The organism is Pseudoduganella sp. GW821-FHT12E03 (assembly GCF_058807115.1).
In genome coordinates this window covers 17,088-36,143 of sequence record NZ_JBXAQJ010000007.1, presented here as the reverse complement: position 1 = coordinate 36,143, position 19,056 = coordinate 17,088, and the positions used below count along the sequence as shown (strand labels likewise).

Here is a 19,056-nt window from a genome sequence, read left to right as displayed (position 1 = left end):
CGGTTTCCGCGTGGCGGAAGCCGCCATGCATGCGCCACCGCTGGCGCACGCCGCAGCGGCCCGCATGCAATGGCGGCAAGCCTGCGGCTTACCACCCTACGATGTTCGGCTGAGCAGTTTATTCACAAGCACCGGCTTCTGCACCGCCGGCTACACCGCCAAATGCCGCCGCACGTGCTCGCCATCCATCTCGGCTTGCGCGCCTTCGGCCACCACTTCGCCGCGCGACAGCACGACAAACCGGTCCGCCAGTTCGCGCGCAAAGTCGAAGTACTGTTCGCACAGCAGGATGCCGATGTCGCCGCGCTCGCGCAGCAGGCGGATCACGCGCCCGATATCCTTGATGATGGAGGGCTGGATGCCTTCGGTGGGTTCATCGAAAATGATCAGGCGTGGTCTGGCCAGCAAGGCGCGGGCAATCGCCAACTGCTGCTGCTGCCCGCCGGACAAGTCGCCACCGCGCCGGTGCAGCATGTCTTTCAGCACCGGGAACAAGTCAAACACATCGTCGCGGATCGATTGCGCTTCCCGGCGCGGCAACACCGCCATGCCCATGGTCAGGTTTTCCTCGACCGTCAGACGGGCAAAGATTTCCCGCCCCTGCGGCACGTAGGCGATGCCGGCCCTGGCGCGCTGGTGCGGCTGCCAGTGCGTGATGTCGCGGCCATCGAACGCCACTTTGCCGCGCGCCACCGGCAGCACGCCCATCAGGCATTTCAGCAAGGTGGTCTTGCCCACGCCATTGCGCCCCAGCAACGCCACGCATTGTCCCTGCGGCACCGACAGCGACACGCCGCGCAAGGTATGCGCCGCGCCATAATACTGGTTGATTTGTTCCACTTGCAGCATAAACCGGCTCCTATCGTCCCAGGTACACTTCAATCACGCGCTCGTCCGCCTGCACCTGGTCCATGCGGCCCTGCGCCAGCACCGATCCTTCATGCAGCACCGTCACCTTGCCCTGCTGCGCAATCTCGGCGACAAAGCCCATGTCGTGTTCGACCACGACGATCGAATGCTTGCCGCGCAATTCATTGAGCAATTCCGCCGTGCGCGCGGTTTCAGCATCGGACATCCCCGCCACCGGCTCGTCGAGCAGCAGCAATTGCGGCTCCTGCATCAACAGCATGCCGATTTCCAGCCATTGCTTTTGTCCATGCGACAGCAGTCCGGCCAGGCGGTTTTCCTGGCCATGCAGGCGCACCAGCCGCAGCACCTCGGCCATGCGGTCGCGCTGCGCGGCATCGAGCCGCGCAAACAGGGTGCGGCGCACGCCCTTGTCCATGCGGATCGCCAGTTCCAGGTTGTCGAACACGGTGTGCTGCTCGAAGACCGTGGGGCGCTGGAATTTGCGGCCGATGCCGGCGCCGGCGATTTCCGGCTCGCTCATGCGCGACAAGTCCATGGTCTGGCCGAAATACGCGCTACCCGTGGTGGGCCGGGTCTTGCCGGTGATCACATCCATCATCGTGGTCTTGCCGGCGCCATTGGGGCCGATGATGCAGCGCAGTTCGCCCACTTCGATTTCCAGGTTTAACTTGTTGAGCGCGCGGAAGCCGTCGAATGATACCGTGACATCGTCCAGGTACAGGATCACGCCATGCGCGGTATCGAGCCCCTCGCGTTTGACGACGCTGTTCATGCGGCCTCCTTCTCAGACTTGGCGGCGCCTTCGGCCGATGCCGGGGATGCCGGGGTGTCCGGTGCGGCCGGCGCGGCTGGCCGGCGCTTGAGCAGGCCCAGGATGCCCGTTTGCATGAACAGGGTCACCAGGATGAACAGCAGGCCCAGGGCAAACAGCCACAGGTCCGGGAAGGCCGCGGTAAACCAGCTTTTCAAGCCATTCACGGTGAACGCGCCCAGGATCGGCCCGACCAGGGTGCCGCGTCCGCCGACGGCGGCCCAGATCACGATTTCAATGGAATTAGCGGGCGACATTTCCGATGGATTGACGATCCCGACTTGCGGCACATACAGCGCGCCGGCCAGGCCGCACAGCATGGCGGACAAGGTCCACACGAACAATTTAAAGCGCAGCGGGTCGTAGCCGATGAACATCAGCCGCGATTCCGCATCGCGCACCGCCTGCAGCACGCGGCCCAGTTTCGACGCGGCGATCCAGCGGCACAGCAGCAGCGCGCCGACCAGGCACGCCAGGGTCGCCAGGTACAGCACGGCGCGGGTTTCCGGCGCCGTCACGCTGTGGCCGAGGATGCGCTTGAAATCCGTGAAGCCGTTATTGCCGCCAAAGCCGGTATCGTTGCGGAAGAACAGCAGCATGAACGCATACGTCATGGCCTGCGTGATGATGGAAAAGTACACGCCCTTGATGCGCGAACGGAATGCGAAGTAACCAAACACGAACGCCAGCACGCCGGGCGCCAGCACCGCCAGTGCCAGGCAATACCAGAAGCTGTCCGTGCCCGCCCAGTACCAGGGATAGGCGCTCCAGTCGAGGAATACCATAAAGTCCGGCAAATGGCTCTGGTACACGCCGTCGCGGCCGATCGCGCGCATCAGGTACATGCCCTGCGCATAGGCGCCCAGCGCGAAAAACAGGCCATGGCCCAGCGACAGGATGCCGGTATAGCCCCACACCAGGTCCAGCGCCAGCGCGGCCAGCGCGTAGCACATGAATTTGCCGGCCAGGCCCATGGCATAGGCCGACACGTGCAGCGCATGGCCGGGCGGGAAGGCCAGGTGCAGCACCGGCAGCAGCGCGGCCAGCGCCGCCACCAGCACCACGGCGACCCACGCGGGCCGGGAAAACATCACATTGCCGCTCATTCGACACTCCTTCCCTTCAGCGCGAACAAGCCTTGCGGACGGCGCTGGATAAACACGATGATGAACACCAGGATGGCGATCTTGGCCAGCACGGCGCCCGCCAGCGGTTCCAGCAGCTTGTTGACTTCGCCCAGTCCGAGCGCGGCGATCACGGTGCCGGCCAGCTGGCCGACGCCCCCCAGCACCACCACCATGAAGGAATCAATGATGTAGGCCTGGCCCAGGTCCGGCCCCACGTTGCCGAGCTGGGACAGCGCTGCGCCGCCCAGGCCGGCGATGCCGGAACCAAGACCGAACGTCATCATGTCGATGCGGCCGGTGGGCACGCCGACGCAATCGGCCATGCGGCGGTTTTGCATCACGGCGCGCACGAACAGGCCCAGCCGCGTACGGGTCAGCACCAGCCAGACCGCGCCCACCACCAGGAAGGCAAAGCCGATGATGGCGATCCGGTTATACGGCAGCACCAGGGTACCCAGCACCGTGACGCCACCCGACATCCAGGCGGGATTGGCGACTTCCACGTTTTGCGCGCCGAACAGGGTGCGCACCAGCTGCATCAGCATCAGGCTGATGCCCCAGGTGGCCAGCAGGGTTTCCAGCGGGCGGCCATACAGCCAGCGGATCACCGTGCGCTCCAGCGCCATGCCGGCCAGCGCAGCCACCACGAACGAGGCCGGCAGCGCGGCCGCCAGGTACCAGTCCACCGCGCCCGGCCAATAGTGGCGGAACAGCGACTGGCAGCCATACGTGGTGTACGCACCGATCATCAGCAACTCGCCATGCGCCATATTGATGATGCCCATCAGGCCGAACGTGATGGCCAGGCCCAGCGCCGCCAGCAACAGCACGCTGCCCAGCGACACGCCATAAAACAGGTTGCCGATCAATTCCGTGCGCGCGGCGCGGGCATCGATGGTGTCCAGCGCGGCCTTGGCGGCAGCGCGCACGGCGGGATCGGGTTCGCCATAGGCGCCCCCCGCCGCATCGGCGGCGGGGACACCGGTTGCGCCGCCGGCCGTACCAGCGGCGGGGACACCGGTTGCGCCGGCGGCCGCACCGGCGGCATGGGCCGCATTCACGGCGCTGGCGACGCTGGCGCCGCCGGCCGCAGGGATCGTGCCGGCGGCGCTGTCCGGCGCATGCGCTGGCGTGCTCCCCGCACTCCGCGCCACCATGGCCTGCAGCAAGCGCCGCGCGGCGGGGTCCATGCTGTCCGCCAGCACTGCGACGGCCTGCTTGCGGGTGGCGGCGTCGGGCGCGCGCAAGTCCGCCATGGCCAGCAGCGGGCGCAGCAGCGCGCTGATTTCCGCATCGGTTTCCGCCTTCGCGGCCTTGCGCAGCAAGACGGTCTGGCCGGCATCCGGCTCGCTGCCCTGCAAGGCGCGCGCGGCGGCCAGCCGTTCGGCGCGCTGCGGCGACAGCAGCGCCAGGCCGGAGAGCGCGGCATCGACCGCGCCACGCAAGCGGTTGTTGACGACAATGCCGTCCAGCCCGGCCGGCATGACGGCCGGGGCAGCGGCCGAGGTGACACCCGGCTTTGCTTCCGGCAGCGCTGGCGGTTTGCCGGTGGCCGCGTCCAGGATGGATGGGCCATCGACGATGTAGACCTTGCCATCGGGCGTGGCATACAGGGTGTCATTCTTCAGTGCCTGCAGCACGCGGGCCGCGTCGCCATCGGCTTGCGCCGCAATGTCGGACACGGCTTGCATGCGCGCATCGGGATCGTCGCCCGCCAGTGCCTGCAAGGCGGCGGGGGCGACGGCGGCATGCGCCGCCGGCCCTACGCTGCCTTGCAGGACCAGCGCGGCACTGCACAGCAGGTAGCGCCAGGATTTCATCAGTGGTCTCCCCGTGGTCACATGCTTTGCTTGCCTTCGTTACCCTTGATGAAGGGGCTCCATGGCTGCGCGCGCAGCGGCTGTTTGGTTTTCCATACCACGTTGAACTGGCCGTCGCCCTTGATCTCGCCGATCATCACCGGTTTGTGCAAATGGTGATTGGTGGCGTCCATGGTCAAGGTAAAGCCCGACGGCGACTGGAACGACTGGCCGCCCATCGCGGCGATCACCTTGTCGGTATCGGTGGACTTGGCTTTTTCCACCGCCTGCGCCCACATGTGGATGCCGACATAAGTCGCTTCCATCGGGTCGTTGGTGACGGCGCTGGCGGCGTTCGGCAGTTTTTTCGCGACGGCGTACGCTTTCCATTTCTTGATGAATTCCACGTTGGCCGGATTCTTCACGGACTGGAAGTAATTCCACGCGGCCAGGTGCCCCACCAGCGGCTTGGTGTCGACGCCGCGCAATTCTTCTTCGCCCACCGAGAACGCCACCACCGGCACGTCGGTGGCTTTCAGGCCGGCATTGCCCAGCTCTTTATAGAACGGCACGTTGGAGTCGCCATTGATGGTGGAAATCACCGCCGTCTTGCCGCCCGCCGCGAATTTCTTGATGTTGGCGACGATGGTCTGGTAATCGGCATGGCCGAACGGCGTGTACGCTTCATCGATGTCGCTGTCTTTCACGCCTTTGCTTTTCAGGTAGGCGCGCAGGATTTTATTGGTGGTGCGCGGATACACATAATCCGTGCCCAGCAACACGAAGCGCTTGGCGCCGCCGCCCTCCTTGCCCATCAGGTATTCCACGGCGGGGATCGCTTGCTGGTTCGGTGCGGCGCCCGTATAAAACACGTTCTTTTCCAGTTCCTCGCCTTCATACTGGACCGGGTAGAACAACAAGCCGTTCAATTCCTTGAACACCGGCAGCACCGACTTGCGCGACACCGAGGTCCAGCAGCCGAACACGGCGGCGACCTTGTCATTGGCCACCAGCTGGCGCGCTTTTTCCGCGAACAGCGGCCAGTTCGAGGCCGGGTCGACCACCACCGGCTCCAGTTTCTTGCCCAGGACCCCGCCCTTGGCATTGATTTCATCGATGGTCATCAGGGCCACGTCTTTCAGCGACGTTTCAGAAATCGCCATGGTGCCCGACAGCGAGTGCAGGATGCCGACCTTGATGGTATCGGCGGCGTGGACCGGCAGTCCGGCCGCCAGCAGGGCGGCGGCGGCGGCAATGCGGGTAACGAAGGTACGGCGTGCTTGCATGGTGTCTCTCCTTATGGTCCGAAGGTGGGGTCAGTACTGCAGTTGCAGCGCAACCGCGAATGTCGACAGGCTGGGCGCGCTGGTGGCCTTGGTGCGGCGATACAGGGCGGTCAGCTGTGCGTTGTAGCCATCGATGAGGTAATGCAGGCCGGCGTCGGCCTGGCGGGTATCGATGTTGGTATCGGGTGAGAATTTCTGGAAGCGCACGAACGGTTGCAGCTTGCCGGCGCCGGCCGCGAACAGGTAGGCGGCGCCGGCCGAATACGCCTTGCCCTGTTCGGACTTGATGACGCCGTCGGTGTCATAGTCGTAGTACGCGGCTTCCACCGAGACGGCGCCGCCCGGCACGCGTTTTTCCAGCAGGAAGTCGACGTTCCACGAGGTGTAGTCGCCCGTGCCGGCCGTGGTCAGCACGCCTTTCGATTGCTGGCGCGCCGCGAAACCGATGGCCAGGATATCTTTCGCGCCGAGGTAATTACCGGTGCCGTAATAGCCGGGTTCCGCGTCCCAGAAATCGTATTGCACCCGGCCCGCATACATCAGGCTGTCCGAAGCCTTGACGCCGGCCGCCTTGGCCTGGTTTTGCGTCAGCGCGCCAATACCGAAGGTGTGGCCTTCGAACGCGCCGAACGAATAACCGAGCTTGCCATCGGCGGCATTACCCCATGCCACCACGCCATCGTCGCGGCCACGGAAGATGCCGCCGTTGTAGCCATAGCGCGACGCCACGCCGGCCCAGTAACCGCCGCCCAGCGAATAATAAGGACCGGCCATGTTGGCGCGGTCGCTGGGCGACAGCAGGCGGCCGGCCCAGATGTTGAGTTCAGGTGAAATGGCAAACTGGCCGGCGGCGTCCAGCACGCGCACCTGGCTGCCATCCCATTCGGTATTGAGCATGCCGCCAATTTGCTGGTTCAGCTTGGCGCCGAAGAACAGGCGGGCGCTGTCCAGGTTGAAGTCATTCGAACGCGACGCGCCGTTCGGCGCCGCGTCTTCCATGCTGGTATAGCTGGCGCGCATGCCAAAGCCGACGCTGACCGACTGGCCGGCGCCGAACGGGATGGTGGCGCCCGCCTGCGCGGCGTAGGGGGCTGCGGCCAGCGCAGACAGCAGCAGGAACGCTGGGGATAACGGTGTTGCCTTCATTCCGGGCCTCTCTCGTGTAGTGGTGATGTAATGACACGAGAGTAACCACGCAATGCTGCACTGCACATACGTCAACTGACGTATGCCGGCATCCGGCAATCCTGCTTTAGGGCTGGCGCGCCGCGCGCAGCAACGCCGCCGGTCCCGCCGCCAGTGCGGCGGCGGCCAGCAGCAACGCGGCGGACACCAGCACGGCATGGCGCGTGCCGGCGATGGCGTCCAGCGCCACCGGCGATGCCGCCAGCGCACCATACGCCGCCACACCCAGCGCGCCGCCTACTTGCCTCGCGGCATTCAACACGCCGGACGCGGTACCCGCCATGCGCGCGTCCACCGCCGACAAGACCGACGTCGTCATGGGCGGCACCGCCAGTCCCATGCCGGCCGGGATCAGCACCAGCCCGGGCACCATGGCCGCCACCGGCGCCTCCGCGCCGATCCCGGCCAGCGCCAGCCAGGCATAACCGGCGGCGGCAATCAGCGCGCCGGCGATCATCGGTACGCGGGTGCCGTAACGCGCCACCACCTTGCCACTGGCCAGGTTCGACAGGATGAAGGTGCCGGTCAGCGGCAGGAACACCACACCGGCCTGCATCGCCGTCATGCCGCGCAATTGCTGCAAGTACAGGCTGAAGATGAACACCACGCCGTAATACGCAAAGTTCACCAGTACGCCGAATACCACCGCGCGGCAAAACGCGCCGCTGGCAAACAGCGGCAGCGGCAACATCGGCGCCGTGCTGCGCGACTCCACCAGCACAAACAGCGCGCCCGCCACGGCGGCCAGCACGAAGCAGCCCAGCACCAGCGGGTGCTGCACGCCCAGCGCATGCACTTCGATCACGGCGCCGACAAAGGCAACCAGCGTCACGATGGCCAGCAACTGACCCGGCCAGTCGAAGGCGCGCCGCAGGTCCTTGCCCGCGCCATCGGCCACGCAGCGCACGGTCAGCCAGAACCCCGTGAGACACAGCGGCAGGTTGACCCAGAAGATGCTGCGCCAGCCCGCCAGTTCCAGCAAGGCCGCGCCCAGCACGGGCCCGGCGGCAATCGAGACGCCGCCGGCCGCCGTCCACCAGCCCACCGCCTTGGCCAGCAAGGCCTTGTCATGGCCGTAGGCGGCGTTCAGGATCGCCAGCGAGCTGGGCACCAGCAAGGCGGCGCCCACGCCCTGCACCGCGCGGGCCAGGTTCAAGGCCATGACGGTCGGCGCCAGCGCGCATGCCAGCGACGCCAGGGTGAACAGGGCAAAGCCGCCCAGGAAGATACGGCGCGCCCCGGATTGGTCGCCCAGCACGCCGGCCGACAGCAGGAACACGGCAAAGCCCAGGGTGTACGCATCGACCACCCATTGCAGTTGCGCCACGTGGGCATCGAGTTCGGCGGCAATGCGCGGCAGCGCGACATTGACGATGGTGACGTCGAGCTGGACGATGACGAAGGCAAAACTGCAGGCCAGCAAAATCAGCGGCGACGGCGCGGATGACGGGGCAATGTGTGCGGTTTTCATAGCGTCACTGTAGCCGCCTTTACTCATCCCATAAAATGAATAATACTGATTAAAACCATCTCAAATAGAGAACACTATGGATTTGTCGGCATTGCGGATTTTTAAGGCCGTGGCGGAAGAAGGCAGCGTGACGCAAGCCGCGGCCCGGCTGCATCGGGTGCAATCGAATGTCTCGGCACGGCTGAGCCAGCTCGAAGAAGGCCTCGGCGTGGCGCTGTTCCACCGGTCAGGGCGGCGCATGCTGATCACCACCGAGGGTGAGCGCTTACTTTCTTATGCGGACCGATTGTTGCACCTGGCGGAAGAAGCGCAAGCCGCCGTGGCCGGCGCGGGCCAACCGGCCGGTGTGCTGCGCATCGGCGCGATGGAAACCACGGCGGCTGCACGGCTGCCGACAGTGCTGGCGGCCTTCCACGGCGCCTATCCAGACGTGGATTTGCAGCTGGACACGGCGCCCACCGATCCCCTGATCCAGAGCGTGCTGAACCATAAACTCGATGTGGCGCTGGTGGCCGCGCCCGTCGAGCGCGAGGAACTGGCGCAACAGGTGGTGTTTGAAGAAGAACTGGTGCTGTTGACGGGCCATGCCCATCCGCCCGTGACGTCGCCGCACGACGTGGCGCGGCGCGCGATGCTGGCCTTCCGCAGCGGATGCGCTTACCGGCGGCGGCTGGAAACGTGGTTTGCGGAAAACAATGTGCCGCTGGCGCGGGTCTCGGAATTCGGCACCTTCGAAGCGATTATCGGCTGCGTGGCGGCCGGCATGGGCGTCGCCGTGATGCCCAGGGAAATCATGCAGTTACGGGACTATCGTGGCACGGTGGCCATGCATCCGTTGCCGGACCACATCGCCCGCGTGCAAACCCTGCTGGTATGGCGCGGCGATGTGTTGCACCACCCGGCGCGCACGGCATTTGCCGCCTGTTTTTAAAAGCCGCACACGCTGGAAACATTGCTGAGCGCCACGCCGCTGGCGATGGCGCGGCCGGCACAGCCGACCTTTTGCCAGCCATTCTCGGTCAGCGCGATACTGCCAACCGTGACCGCCAGGAACAGTCCGACGAGGATCAGTACGCCTTTGAGGAAATCGTTATTCATGGGCCTGACATTGTCACGCAGCAATTAAACTACGCGCCATTGCTGCGTGCCCCCGCAACGCTAGGCAATCGGCGCCAGCACATAGTCAAACGTGTAATAGTGCTTGCCGTCTTCTATGCGTATGTCCAGTTTACCACTGAGCCCCGTCAAGTCGCCGCTACCGGAATCCGGCACCACCAGCACACTGAGGCTGGGGGTGCCACGGTCCATGATGCCGTTGTGCTGCAGCGTAAAGCCGCCTTTCAGGCCGTCCAGCACGCCCTCGACCCGCTCCATCGCGACATAGCCGGCCGAGTTCGGGCGCGAACCCATAAAGCTCAGCATTTCGCCATTGCCGCTGGCCGCCAGCGCGCCGTGGTAACGCTTGTCCAGCACCATGCGGCCCAGGCCGAAGCCGGACGCGCCGACCGACATCCGCTCCGGCGCCATGGTGACGTCGAATTCTCCAGTAATGACAGGCATGGCAGGCTCCGTGAATGAAAACAGGTTGATGCAGATCCGGCTGGATCAGGCAGGTTCGCAGGCAATCGCATGCAGTTTACTGATGGTGCTCCAGTTGCGGGTGGTCACGCCATCGCCCAGCAATTTTCCCATGGCGGCCGCCACCCGGCTGGCCAGCACGCCGTCCGCACACCACAGGTAGGCGGCCCAGCGGCCCAGCGCAAACGCTTCCGGTTCCCAGTGCTGGTTGGCGAGCGGCGCCAGCAAGGTCCGGTCCGCCGGATTGTTCAAGACCGCCACCAGCAGACGCGACGGATCGCCGGCCACGCCATGCAAGCTGTTATCTTCCACCACATGCGCCAGTTGCTCGGCGTCCAGCACGGTGACCCTGGATGCCACGCCCAACTTTAAAACCAGGGCTTCTTCGATTTCCGTGGCGGCATCGGCCGTGCGCGCCTGGGGGCAGTCATAGACGACGTTGCCACTATTGAGCAGCGTCTTGACGCCGGTAAATCCCAGCCCGGTGAGCAGCGCCCGCAAGTCCGCCATGGCCACGCGCTTGGCGCGGCCAACGTTAATTCCTCGCAGCAATGCTATCTGTCTGCGTGTCCCCATACTGATTCTCCTGATGTTACGAGCGGTAAGTATGCGGCAGATGGCATGGGGGTGGCGCGCCGCTTGGGCCGCGGCGCGGATCAGGCATGCAGGCGGGCATCCGCATGCGGTTCGGGATGGTCGCCCTCGGACGGTGTCACGCGGGGAATGCGCAACACGAAACTGGCGCCTTCGCCCAGCACGCTGGTGACGGAAATGGTGCCGGCAAATTGCTTGGCGATCAAATTGAAGACGATATTTAAGCCCAGGCCGGTGCCGCCCTGGCCGCGCCGTGTTGTGACGAACGGGTCGAACACCTTGTCCAGCATGTCGGGCGGAATGCCTTTTCCGTTGTCGACCACCTGCATTTCAATCGAGTCGCCTTCCGCTTTAACGTTGATACCGATATGGCCTTCGGTGTCCGGATCGAACGCGTGTTCGACGCAATTCAGGGTCAGGTTCGTGATGACTTGCGCCAGCGCTCCCGGGTAACTGTCGAGCACGATATCAGACGGGCATTCGATATCGACCTGGATATGGGTCTTTTTCAGCTTGGGTTGCAGGCTGGACACCACTTCGCCGATATATTCACGCAATTCAAACCGGCGCCGCGCTTCGCTGACCTGGTCCACGGCAATTTGCTTGAAGCTGTGGATCAAGTGCGCGGCGCGGTACGCATTGTTCATGATCAGCCGCGTGCTTTCCTCGGCGGTTTCCAGGTACTTCAAAATATCAGACTTTTTAATGGCCCCATCGGCCACGGACTTGTGTACTTTCTCCGTGGCTTCCATCAGGATCGACGCGGATGTCAGCGCAATTCCGACCGGCGTATTGATTTCATGCGCCACCCCCGCCACCAGGCTGCCCAGCGAGGCCAGGCGCTCGGCCTGCAGCAGCGACTCTTGCGTGCGCTGCAAATCCGCCATGGCCTTCGCGGTGGCGGCGGCCGCGCGCCGCGCTTCATCTTCCGCTTCGCGGGTGCGGGCAATGATGGCCTTCACCCGCCGCTGGATCGCATTGAAGCCGCGGATCACGTCGCCCAGTTCATCGCGGCGGTTATCCGGCAATTCGCCCACTTCATCGGAACCACGCGTGGCCAGGTCGTGCAATCCGTCACGCAATTGCTTCAGGGGATCGAAGACGATGCGCAGGCTGAGCGCCAGCGCCGCCACCAGGATCAAGTCCAGCAGCAAGACTTCAATAACCTTGCGGCGCACCTCGGCCGCCAGGGTGGCGTCGATTTGCGCGCGGCTGAAATTGACCACCACCCGGCCGACAATCACGGGTTTCGGTGCATTGCCTGCCGCGCCGGCATCGCGGTAAGCGAGGTCGGCCACCACCGGCGCTCCGGCGATCTGGCTATCCTGTTCGATGGCGACTATCGCGCCGGCTTCCTTGCGCAATTTGCCGGAAAATAAACCAACCGACGTATCGTAGACCCGGATCGCCACCAATTCCGGCGGCAACATTTCAGCGGCAACAATATTATCGACTTTGGCTTTATCGAGGTCCCACAGCGCGGACGGCAGGCTGGTTTGCAGGCGTGTCAGGACGCCCTGGCGCAGGCGCAGGTTGCTGGTTTCCAGTTCATGGCTGAGGCTGTACTGTGCGTACGTACCCGAGATCGCCAAGACCAGCGTCACGATGACGACGAACAGGAACGTCAGCCTACCCTGAATACCAAACATCACGACTCCCTGAGCCTATTTAATGGCAAGGTCCCAATGTACCTTTAAGCCTAGCTTCTTGGCAAGATTTAACACTGTGCGGGGCCCCTGCAACGCCACGCCCTTGCATTGCAGATACACGACGAGACACACGGTAAACCCGATGGTAAGATCGGTCAAAGACTGAGGAGACCGCAATGACAGCCAGTTACCAGCACATGCCGCTGGCCCAGGTGGAGCCGGGCATGGTCTTGTCCGACGAATTACTGGACGTGCAGGGTCATGTTTTGTTGCCACAGGGCACAGTCCTGACGCAAGCGATGATCACGCTAATGCCGCGCCACGGCATTGCCATGTTGCCCATAGCGGTCCCGGAAGAACCCACGGAAGAAGAAGTTGCCGCCAGCCAGGAACGGCACTTGAAACGGCTCGATCACCTGTTCCGCAAAAATGACCCGGACAGCGACCAGGACTGGGCTACCGCCCTGTTGCGCCGCTTTGTCACGGATTACCGCCTCGGCTCGCTGCCTGCTGAAGAATGAACCTATGCTGAAATACGACGACATTGTTAATAACCTGGAAGACTTGCCGTCATTGCCCGCCGTGGTGATGGAGTTACTCAACAGCATAGACCAGGAAGACGTGGATATTTCCGTGCTGGCAAAAAAGGTCTCGCACGACCAGGCGCTGACCGCGAAAACCCTGCGGCTGGCCAATTCCTCGCTGTATGGCTTGCAAGTGAAAGTCACGACCATCCAGCAAGCTATTACCTTCCTGGGTTTCCAGACCACGCGCAACCTGATTACCGCCGCGGCGGTCACCGGCTGTTTCGCGGAAAAGCAATGCAAGGGTTTTGACCACAAGGCGTTCTGGCGCCACTCGATTGCCAGCGCCGCCTGTGCCCGCGTGTTGGCGCGGCAAATGCGCTTCAACCAGGATTACGCCTTCACGGCCGGCTTGCTGCATGACATCGGCCGGCTGGTGCTGGTTGCCTGCTTCCCGAAAGACTACGAAAAGGCGGTCACTTACCGCGACGAGCACGATTGCTACATGATTGAAGCGGAACGGGCGGTGCTGGGGATTGACCATGTGGAAGCCGGCATGGCGCTGGCCGGGCACTGGAATTTTTCCGATACGATGAAACTGGCGATTGCCCACCACCATACGCCGGAAGCCCAGGGAGCGGGCTTTTTATCCGCCATCATTCATGTGGCGGACGCGATTGCCCATGCACTGGACCTGGCGCAAATGCCGGACGGCCTGGTGCCACCGGTATCGACCGTGGCCTGGACCGCGCTGGGCCTGGATGAAGAAGTGTATTTACAACTGTTCCGTGAAACGGAATTGCAATACGAAGAAATTGCACTGGTGCTGCTCAGCTGAGGTATGCCCCGCTGATGCCTGATCCGCTACTGGCCGGCCCCCTTGGACCGGCCCAGGTAGCGCGGCGCATCGCAATGACAACCCATGTGTCAGTGCGACATGCCGCTGTCCGCCGTTTCCTGCAGTTCCTGTTGCGGACGGTCTTCTGGTTTTGGGCGGCCCTGCGCATCGGACAAGCGGTACTTGGTCCGGCGGTCGCCCATCAAGTCGCGCAAATCGCGAATGCTCATGCCCGTGACTTCATGCATGCGGATCAGCAACGACGCGCCCACCGGCAAGCGGTGATGGCGGATTTTGCTGATGACTGGCGGCGCCACTTCCAGCATGCGCGACAGTGCCGCGTCATTTTTCAGCTGCATTTTTCCAAGCAGCATGTCCAGCAAATGGTTTGGATTGTAGCTTTCCTGGGAAGCTAAAGCGTGGTGTCCCATGGTAGTCCTCGTCTAAGTGAGTTGTCGAGATTCTGGAGGTATTGCAATTCAAATAATATGCTTGCTCCAGCCCGTTTCAGCCAAGTCGCGACTAGCGGAAGTTGGGAGTTATCAACGATTCGCTAGAATTCTTAGCAACAATGCCATTTCAACACACGAGAATATTCCGTGGCGCACGAAAGGACAGCAGGAAATTATTACGAGGGAATGACGGCGCCGAATAGTGAAACGCGGCGCCGTGGATGAAGCGGAAATCAGGCGGTGGTGTTGACGTTCTGGCCGATACGCGATGCCAGCGGACTCAGGGTCTGACTGGCCAGCAGCGATTCTTGCTGTTGCTGGCGAGAATTATCCGCTTCCTGCGATTGGCGGGCCTGTTCCGCCCGCTGCGCCTCGGTGGCTTGCTGTGCTTGCTGCGTCGCATCCGCCTGCAACTGGTCGGTGCGCTGCTGTTCCTCGAGGCGGGCCTGGCGCGCCTGCTCGGCGCGCTGGTCGTTGACCACGCTGGTGAGTTGTGCGGGGCTGCTGCCCACGCCTGAAACGGATCCGACGGCCATGGCGCTCTCCTTAATATTTCGACTCTAGGGCATCTTGCGCGAAAGGCAATGCCAGAACATTAACAGGCGGGGAAAATGCTCCCTAAATGCCGCCTGCATGGCGCTGTGGCCGCGCGGTTACGTTAAACTAACGCTTTGCAGTATAACCCACTCTTTTAGACCACATGGGCGCAGGGCCTTCAGGCCGGGTCCCCACAAATCTCTTCTCCTTTGAAAACCAAGACTCCCGTACAGCCGCATTACTTCATCCCCGAGCCGCTCGACAATTCGCGGCTGGCGCACCTGTGCGGTCCGCTCGATGAAAACCTGCGCCAGATTTCCGCAGCGCTGGATGTGACGATTTTCCGCCGCGGTGAAAAGTTCATCGTCAGCGGCACCAATGCCGAACGCGCGGTGCAAATCCTTGAACAGTTTTACGCCGTGGCGCAAAAAGTCGTGCCGGTGGAAGAAGTGCAACTGGCGCTGGTGGAACAGCGCGCCGGACTGGCGCCGCCGATCGAACCCGACCAGGAAGAGCCGCCCTTCAATGAACCGGACATCACCAGCCCGGTGCTGAAAACCCGCCGCAGCGACTTGCGGGGCCGCACGCCGCACCAGATCAAATACCTGCGCAATATCCTCGACCACGACATTTCGTTTGGCCTGGGGCCGGCCGGCACCGGCAAGACCTACCTGGCCGTGGCTTGCGCGGTCGATGCGCTGGAGCGCGACGCCGTCAAGCGCATCATCCTGACCCGCCCCGCGGTGGAAGCGGGCGAACGCCTGGGCTTCCTGCCGGGCGACCTGGCGCAGAAAGTCGACCCGTACCTGCGCCCGCTGTATGACGCGCTGTACGATTTGCTGGGCTTCGACCGCACCCAGAAAATGTTCGAGAAAGGCGTCATCGAGATCGCACCGCTGGCCTACATGCGCGGCCGCACCTTGAACCACGCTTTCGTCATCCTCGACGAGGCGCAAAACACCACGGTCGAACAAATGAAGATGTTCCTGACTCGGATCGGCTTTGGCAGCAAGGCCGTGGTGACCGGCGACACCACCCAGATCGATTTGCCGAAGCACGCCAAGAGCGGCCTGGTCGACGCGACCCACGTGCTGCGCGACGTGCGCGGCATCGCCTTCACGCAATTCACCAGCGCCGACGTGGTGCGCCACCCATTGGTGGCGCGTATCGTCGACGCGTATGAAAGCGCGCACAATGCCAGCGCGGAAATCGCGCCCCTGCTGCACCCTGTTAAACCCGCCCTCAAACATGTCCGAAAAAAATAAATTGACGTTGTCGGTGCAATACGCCGACACCCGCCTGCAGGAATCCATCACCCGCCCCTTGGTCCGCAAGTGGATCAAGGCGGCGCTGTTCGCCCCGGCGGAATTGACAATCCGCTTCGTCGATGCGGCGGAAGGCCAGGAATTGAACCGCGAATACCGGGGCAAGGATTACGCCACCAATGTGCTGACGTTCGCCTACAACGAGGGCGAGGAAGTTGCCGACGACGAGCCCACCCGCGCCGACATCATCCTGTGCACCGACGTGCTGCAGCGCGAAGCGGCCGAGCAAAAGAAATCGGTCGAGGAACACACCGCGCACCTGATCGTGCACGGCGTGCTGCATGCGCAGGGGTATGACCACCTCGATGACGACGAGGCGGAGGAAATGGAAGGGATCGAGACGGAAATCCTGCAAGGGCTGGGGTATGCCGATCCGTACGCGGAGCAACCAGCCTAGTCCAGGACAATACTTGGCGGAAATGCCATTTACGGACCGGCGGGGGCATTTAGTGTATGCTATAGCACTTCGAAACAACCGGCACCCGCCTGCCATGCAAGAGCACTCTAGTGGCGTCAAGACTGACGCCAAACCCCACCGGTCGCTGTTTGAGCGACTCACTGCACTGATCTCCCCCGAGCCCGAGAACCGCGCGGAACTGCTCGAAGTCCTGCACGATGCCCACGAACGCAACCTGATCGACGCCGATGCGCTGTCGATGATTGAAGGCGTGTTCCAGGTATCGGACTTGTCTGCCCGCGACATCATGATTCCCCGCTCGCAAATGGATGTCATCGACATCTCCAAGCCGATCGACGAATGGATGCCGGAAGTGCTGCAAACGGCGCACTCGCGCTTCCCGGCCATCGAAGGCGAACGCGATAAAGTGGTCGGCATCCTGCTGGCCAAGGATTTGTTGCGCTACTACGCGGAAGAATCGTTCGACGTGCGCGACATGCTGCGCCCGGCCGTGTTCATTCCCGAATCGAAGCGCCTGAACGTGCTGCTGCGCGACTTCCGCGCCAACCACAACCACATGGCCATCGTGGTTGATGAATATTCGGGCGTGGCCGGCCTGATCACGATCGAAGACGTGCTGGAACAGATCGTCGGCGACATCGAAGACGAATACGACTTCGACGAGGAAGAAGACAATATCCTGTCGATCAAGGAAGGCCGTCAGGGTCCGCGCTGGCGAGTCAAGGCGCTGACCGAGATCGAACAGTTCAACGATGAACTGGACACCAGCCTGTCCGATGAAGATGCCGACACCATCGGCGGTTTCGTCGTCAAGCACCTGGCGCGCATGCCCCACAAGGGCGACAAATTCGCCATCGACAATCTGCGCTTTGAAGTCTTGCGCGCCGATGCACGCCAGATCCACGTGCTGCTGGTGGAAAAACTGCCGCCGTCGATCGACGAGCAGGACTGATGCGTTTCAGGCGCGCCGCTCCCGGCGAGATTTCCATTCCCCGCTCTACCCGCAGCCGCATGGCCATCGCCGCGCTGGCCGGCGCGGCCAGCGTGTTCTCGTTTGCGCCGTTTGGCTGGTGGCCGCTGCAATTCATTTGCCTGGCGCTGCTGTTTTACCAAGTGCTGCGCGCCGACACCATCAAAGCCGGCACGCTGGTCGGCTGGGCCTTCGGCTTTGGCTGGTGCCTGGCCAATACCCACTGGCTGTACATCGTGCTGAACCGCTTCAACGGCTTACCGGCGCTGCTGTCGGCCGCCGCCGTGACCTTGCTGGCGGCCGGCATGGGCCTGTATGCCGGCATGGCCATGTATTCGGCGCTGTGGCTGCGCCGCCGCTGGGCCCTGCCGCTGCCGGCCGCCAACTTGCTGGTGCTGCCCGCCATGTGGGCGGTATTCGAATGGGTGCGCGGCTGGCTGTTTACCGGCTTCCCGTGGGCCGCCTCCGGTTATGCCCACCATGCCTCGCCGCTGGGCGGCTATGCGCCGGTGATCGGCGTGTATGGCGTGTCCTGGCTGGCCGCGCTGTGCGCGGGCGCCCTGCTGCTGGCCATGCACCGCGTGCGCTGGGCCGCGCTGGGCAAGGCGGCGGCCATCCTGGCGCTCGGCTTTGCGCTGCGCGGCGTAGACTGGACCGCCCCGGTGGGCCAGCCGATTTCTGTGCGCCTGATCCAGGGCAATACGCCACCGCTGCAAAAGTTCGACGCCTCGCACACCGAAGCCACTCTGCGGCGCTACCACGCCACCATCACCGGCGAAGCGGCGGATTTGATTGCCACCCCGGAAACCGCCGTCATGCTGTTCCCGCACCAGTTGCCGCCTGATTACCTGCCCGGCCTGGGCCAGTTCGCCAAGCGCTCCGGCAGCCACCTGGTGGTGGGCATCCCGCTGATGGACAGCCCGGTACAGTATTCCAACAGCGTGATCGGCATCCCGCCGGAATCCGGCTTACCGACCTACCGCTATGACAAGCATCACCTGGTGCCGTTCGGCGAATTCATCCCGCCCGGCTTCCGCTGGTTCACCAACCTGATGCAAATCCCGCTCGGCGACCAGACCCGGGGCAAGGCGATCCAGCCGCCATTCCAGGTCAAATCGCAGCGCATATTGCCGAATATCTGCTATGAAAACGTGTTTGGCGAAGAAATCGCTGGCCAGTTGGCGGCCGATACCAACCCCGCCACCATCCTGCTGAACGTATCGGAGCTGGCGTGGTATGGCGAATCGATCGCCATCCCGCAGCACGTGCAAATGTCGCAGATGCGTTCCATGGAAACCGGCCGCCCGATGCTGGCCGCCACCAACAGCGGCGCCACCGTGGTGATCGACAGCCACGGCGCCATCACATCGAGTCTGCCGTATTACCAGGCCGGCGTGCTGAAAGCGTCGGTGCAGGGCATGGCGGGCGCCACGCCGTACATCGTCATGGCCAACAAACTGTTCCTGTTGCTGGCGGCGCTGGCACTGGGCGGGGCCTGGTGGTGGAGCCGGATCGAGGCCCGGAAATCCGCAAAAAACCACGTAACGGGGGTCTGATCCCTTCCGCCCCCGGCAAAACCCGCTAAAATTAGCCGTTTTGGCGATTCAATAACGCTCGCAACC

At 63.4% G+C, this 19,056-nt stretch carries 20 protein-coding genes; 7 read left to right on the top strand and 13 right to left on the bottom strand.

Annotation, left to right across the window (positions count from 1 at the left end):
* Positions 1–150: 150 nt before the first annotated feature.
* From urtE to AC1RRC_RS18310, 7 genes are all read right to left on the bottom strand, one after another.
* Entirely contained in the window at positions 151–849 is a 699-nt protein-coding gene (urtE, locus tag AC1RRC_RS18340) for an urea ABC transporter ATP-binding subunit UrtE (RefSeq protein WP_493056966.1), read from the bottom strand.
* A gap of 10 nt (positions 850–859) precedes the next feature.
* A complete protein-coding gene (gene urtD, locus AC1RRC_RS18335; protein ID WP_493056965.1) occupies positions 860–1,642 on the bottom strand; it encodes an urea ABC transporter ATP-binding protein UrtD in 783 nt (260 codons plus the stop codon).
* On the bottom strand, positions 1,639–2,787 hold the full coding sequence (gene urtC, locus AC1RRC_RS18330) for an urea ABC transporter permease subunit UrtC (RefSeq protein WP_493056964.1): 1,149 nt from the start codon (positions 2,785–2,787) through the stop codon (positions 1,639–1,641). The genes urtD and urtC overlap by 4 nt, the downstream gene beginning before the upstream one ends.
* Complete coding sequence (gene urtB / locus AC1RRC_RS18325) at positions 2,784–4,628, bottom strand: urea ABC transporter permease subunit UrtB (protein WP_493056963.1); 1,845 nt, start codon at positions 4,626–4,628, stop codon at positions 2,784–2,786. Before urtB ends, urtC begins: the two co-directional genes overlap by 4 nt.
* Positions 4,629–4,645: 17 nt before the next feature.
* Positions 4,646–5,893: an urea ABC transporter substrate-binding protein gene (urtA, locus tag AC1RRC_RS18320; RefSeq protein WP_493056962.1), complete on the bottom strand. Its 1,248-nt coding sequence runs from the start codon at positions 5,891–5,893 to the stop codon at positions 4,646–4,648.
* A gap of 30 nt (positions 5,894–5,923) precedes the next feature.
* The gene (locus AC1RRC_RS18315; RefSeq protein WP_493056961.1) at positions 5,924–7,039 is read right to left on the bottom strand and encodes a porin; all 1,116 of its coding nucleotides are present in this window, start codon (positions 7,037–7,039) and stop codon (positions 5,924–5,926) included.
* A gap of 106 nt (positions 7,040–7,145) precedes the next feature.
* Positions 7,146–8,549 carry an MFS transporter gene (locus tag AC1RRC_RS18310; RefSeq protein WP_493056960.1) on the bottom strand — a complete coding sequence of 468 codons (1,404 nt, stop codon included), beginning with the start codon at positions 8,547–8,549 and terminating at the stop codon, positions 7,146–7,148.
* A gap of 76 nt (positions 8,550–8,625) precedes the next feature.
* On the opposite strand from AC1RRC_RS18310, the gene AC1RRC_RS18305 reads away from it, so the two are divergent.
* Positions 8,626–9,480: a LysR family transcriptional regulator gene (locus AC1RRC_RS18305; protein ID WP_493056959.1), complete on the top strand. Its 855-nt coding sequence runs from the start codon at positions 8,626–8,628 to the stop codon at positions 9,478–9,480.
* Here the strand turns inward: AC1RRC_RS18305 and AC1RRC_RS18300 are convergent.
* The 4 genes from AC1RRC_RS18300 to AC1RRC_RS18285 form a co-directional block, all read right to left on the bottom strand.
* Positions 9,477–9,647 (bottom strand): hypothetical protein, encoded by a 171-nt coding sequence (locus tag AC1RRC_RS18300; protein ID WP_493056958.1) that lies wholly within the window; start codon positions 9,645–9,647, stop codon positions 9,477–9,479. The genes AC1RRC_RS18305 and AC1RRC_RS18300 overlap by 4 nt on opposite strands.
* A gap of 60 nt (positions 9,648–9,707) precedes the next feature.
* On the bottom strand, positions 9,708–10,109 hold the full coding sequence (locus tag AC1RRC_RS18295) for a DUF3224 domain-containing protein (RefSeq protein WP_493056957.1): 402 nt from the start codon (positions 10,107–10,109) through the stop codon (positions 9,708–9,710).
* 45 nt (positions 10,110–10,154) lie between these two features.
* Positions 10,155–10,703, bottom strand: a complete 549-nt coding sequence (locus AC1RRC_RS18290) for a DUF1697 domain-containing protein (RefSeq protein WP_493056956.1) — start codon at positions 10,701–10,703, stop codon at positions 10,155–10,157.
* Positions 10,704–10,783: 80 nt separating this feature from the next.
* Positions 10,784–12,370, bottom strand: a complete 1,587-nt coding sequence (locus AC1RRC_RS18285) for a sensor histidine kinase (protein WP_493056955.1) — start codon at positions 12,368–12,370, stop codon at positions 10,784–10,786.
* A 176-nt stretch (positions 12,371–12,546) separates the two neighbouring features.
* Between AC1RRC_RS18285 and AC1RRC_RS18280 the strand changes: the two genes are divergently transcribed.
* Positions 12,547–12,891, top strand: a complete 345-nt coding sequence (locus tag AC1RRC_RS18280) for a hypothetical protein (protein WP_493056954.1) — start codon at positions 12,547–12,549, stop codon at positions 12,889–12,891.
* Positions 12,892–12,895: 4 nt separating this feature from the next.
* Complete coding sequence (locus AC1RRC_RS18275; RefSeq protein ID WP_493056953.1) at positions 12,896–13,732, top strand: HDOD domain-containing protein; 837 nt, start codon at positions 12,896–12,898, stop codon at positions 13,730–13,732.
* A gap of 89 nt (positions 13,733–13,821) precedes the next feature.
* Here the strand turns inward: AC1RRC_RS18275 and AC1RRC_RS18270 are convergent, their stop codons facing one another.
* Both AC1RRC_RS18270 and AC1RRC_RS18265 read right to left on the bottom strand, forming a co-directional pair.
* Positions 13,822–14,163 (bottom strand): hypothetical protein, encoded by a 342-nt coding sequence (locus tag AC1RRC_RS18270; protein ID WP_493056952.1) that lies wholly within the window; start codon positions 14,161–14,163, stop codon positions 13,822–13,824.
* A gap of 254 nt (positions 14,164–14,417) precedes the next feature.
* The gene (locus AC1RRC_RS18265) at positions 14,418–14,720 is read right to left on the bottom strand and encodes a hypothetical protein (protein ID WP_493056951.1); all 303 of its coding nucleotides are present in this window, start codon (positions 14,718–14,720) and stop codon (positions 14,418–14,420) included.
* Between the two features lie 210 nt (positions 14,721–14,930).
* Here AC1RRC_RS18265 and AC1RRC_RS18260 point away from each other — a divergent pair, with 210 nt between their 5' ends.
* The 4 genes from AC1RRC_RS18260 to lnt all read left to right on the top strand — a co-directional run bounded on the left by AC1RRC_RS18260 (position 14,931) and on the right by lnt (position 18,990).
* A complete protein-coding gene (locus tag AC1RRC_RS18260; protein WP_493056950.1) occupies positions 14,931–15,986 on the top strand; it encodes a PhoH family protein in 1,056 nt (351 codons plus the stop codon).
* Positions 15,970–16,443, top strand: coding sequence for an rRNA maturation RNase YbeY (gene ybeY / locus AC1RRC_RS18255; RefSeq protein WP_493056949.1), 474 nt, complete (start codon positions 15,970–15,972; stop codon positions 16,441–16,443). Before AC1RRC_RS18260 ends, ybeY begins: the two co-directional genes overlap by 17 nt.
* A 94-nt stretch (positions 16,444–16,537) precedes the next feature.
* Positions 16,538–17,416 (top strand): CorC family transporter, encoded by an 879-nt coding sequence (locus tag AC1RRC_RS18250; protein WP_493056948.1) that lies wholly within the window; start codon positions 16,538–16,540, stop codon positions 17,414–17,416.
* Positions 17,416–18,990 carry an apolipoprotein N-acyltransferase gene (gene lnt, locus AC1RRC_RS18245; RefSeq protein ID WP_493056947.1) on the top strand — a complete coding sequence of 525 codons (1,575 nt, stop codon included), beginning with the start codon at positions 17,416–17,418 and terminating at the stop codon, positions 18,988–18,990. Before AC1RRC_RS18250 ends, lnt begins: the two co-directional genes overlap by 1 nt.
* Positions 18,991–19,056 lie beyond the last annotated feature (66 nt).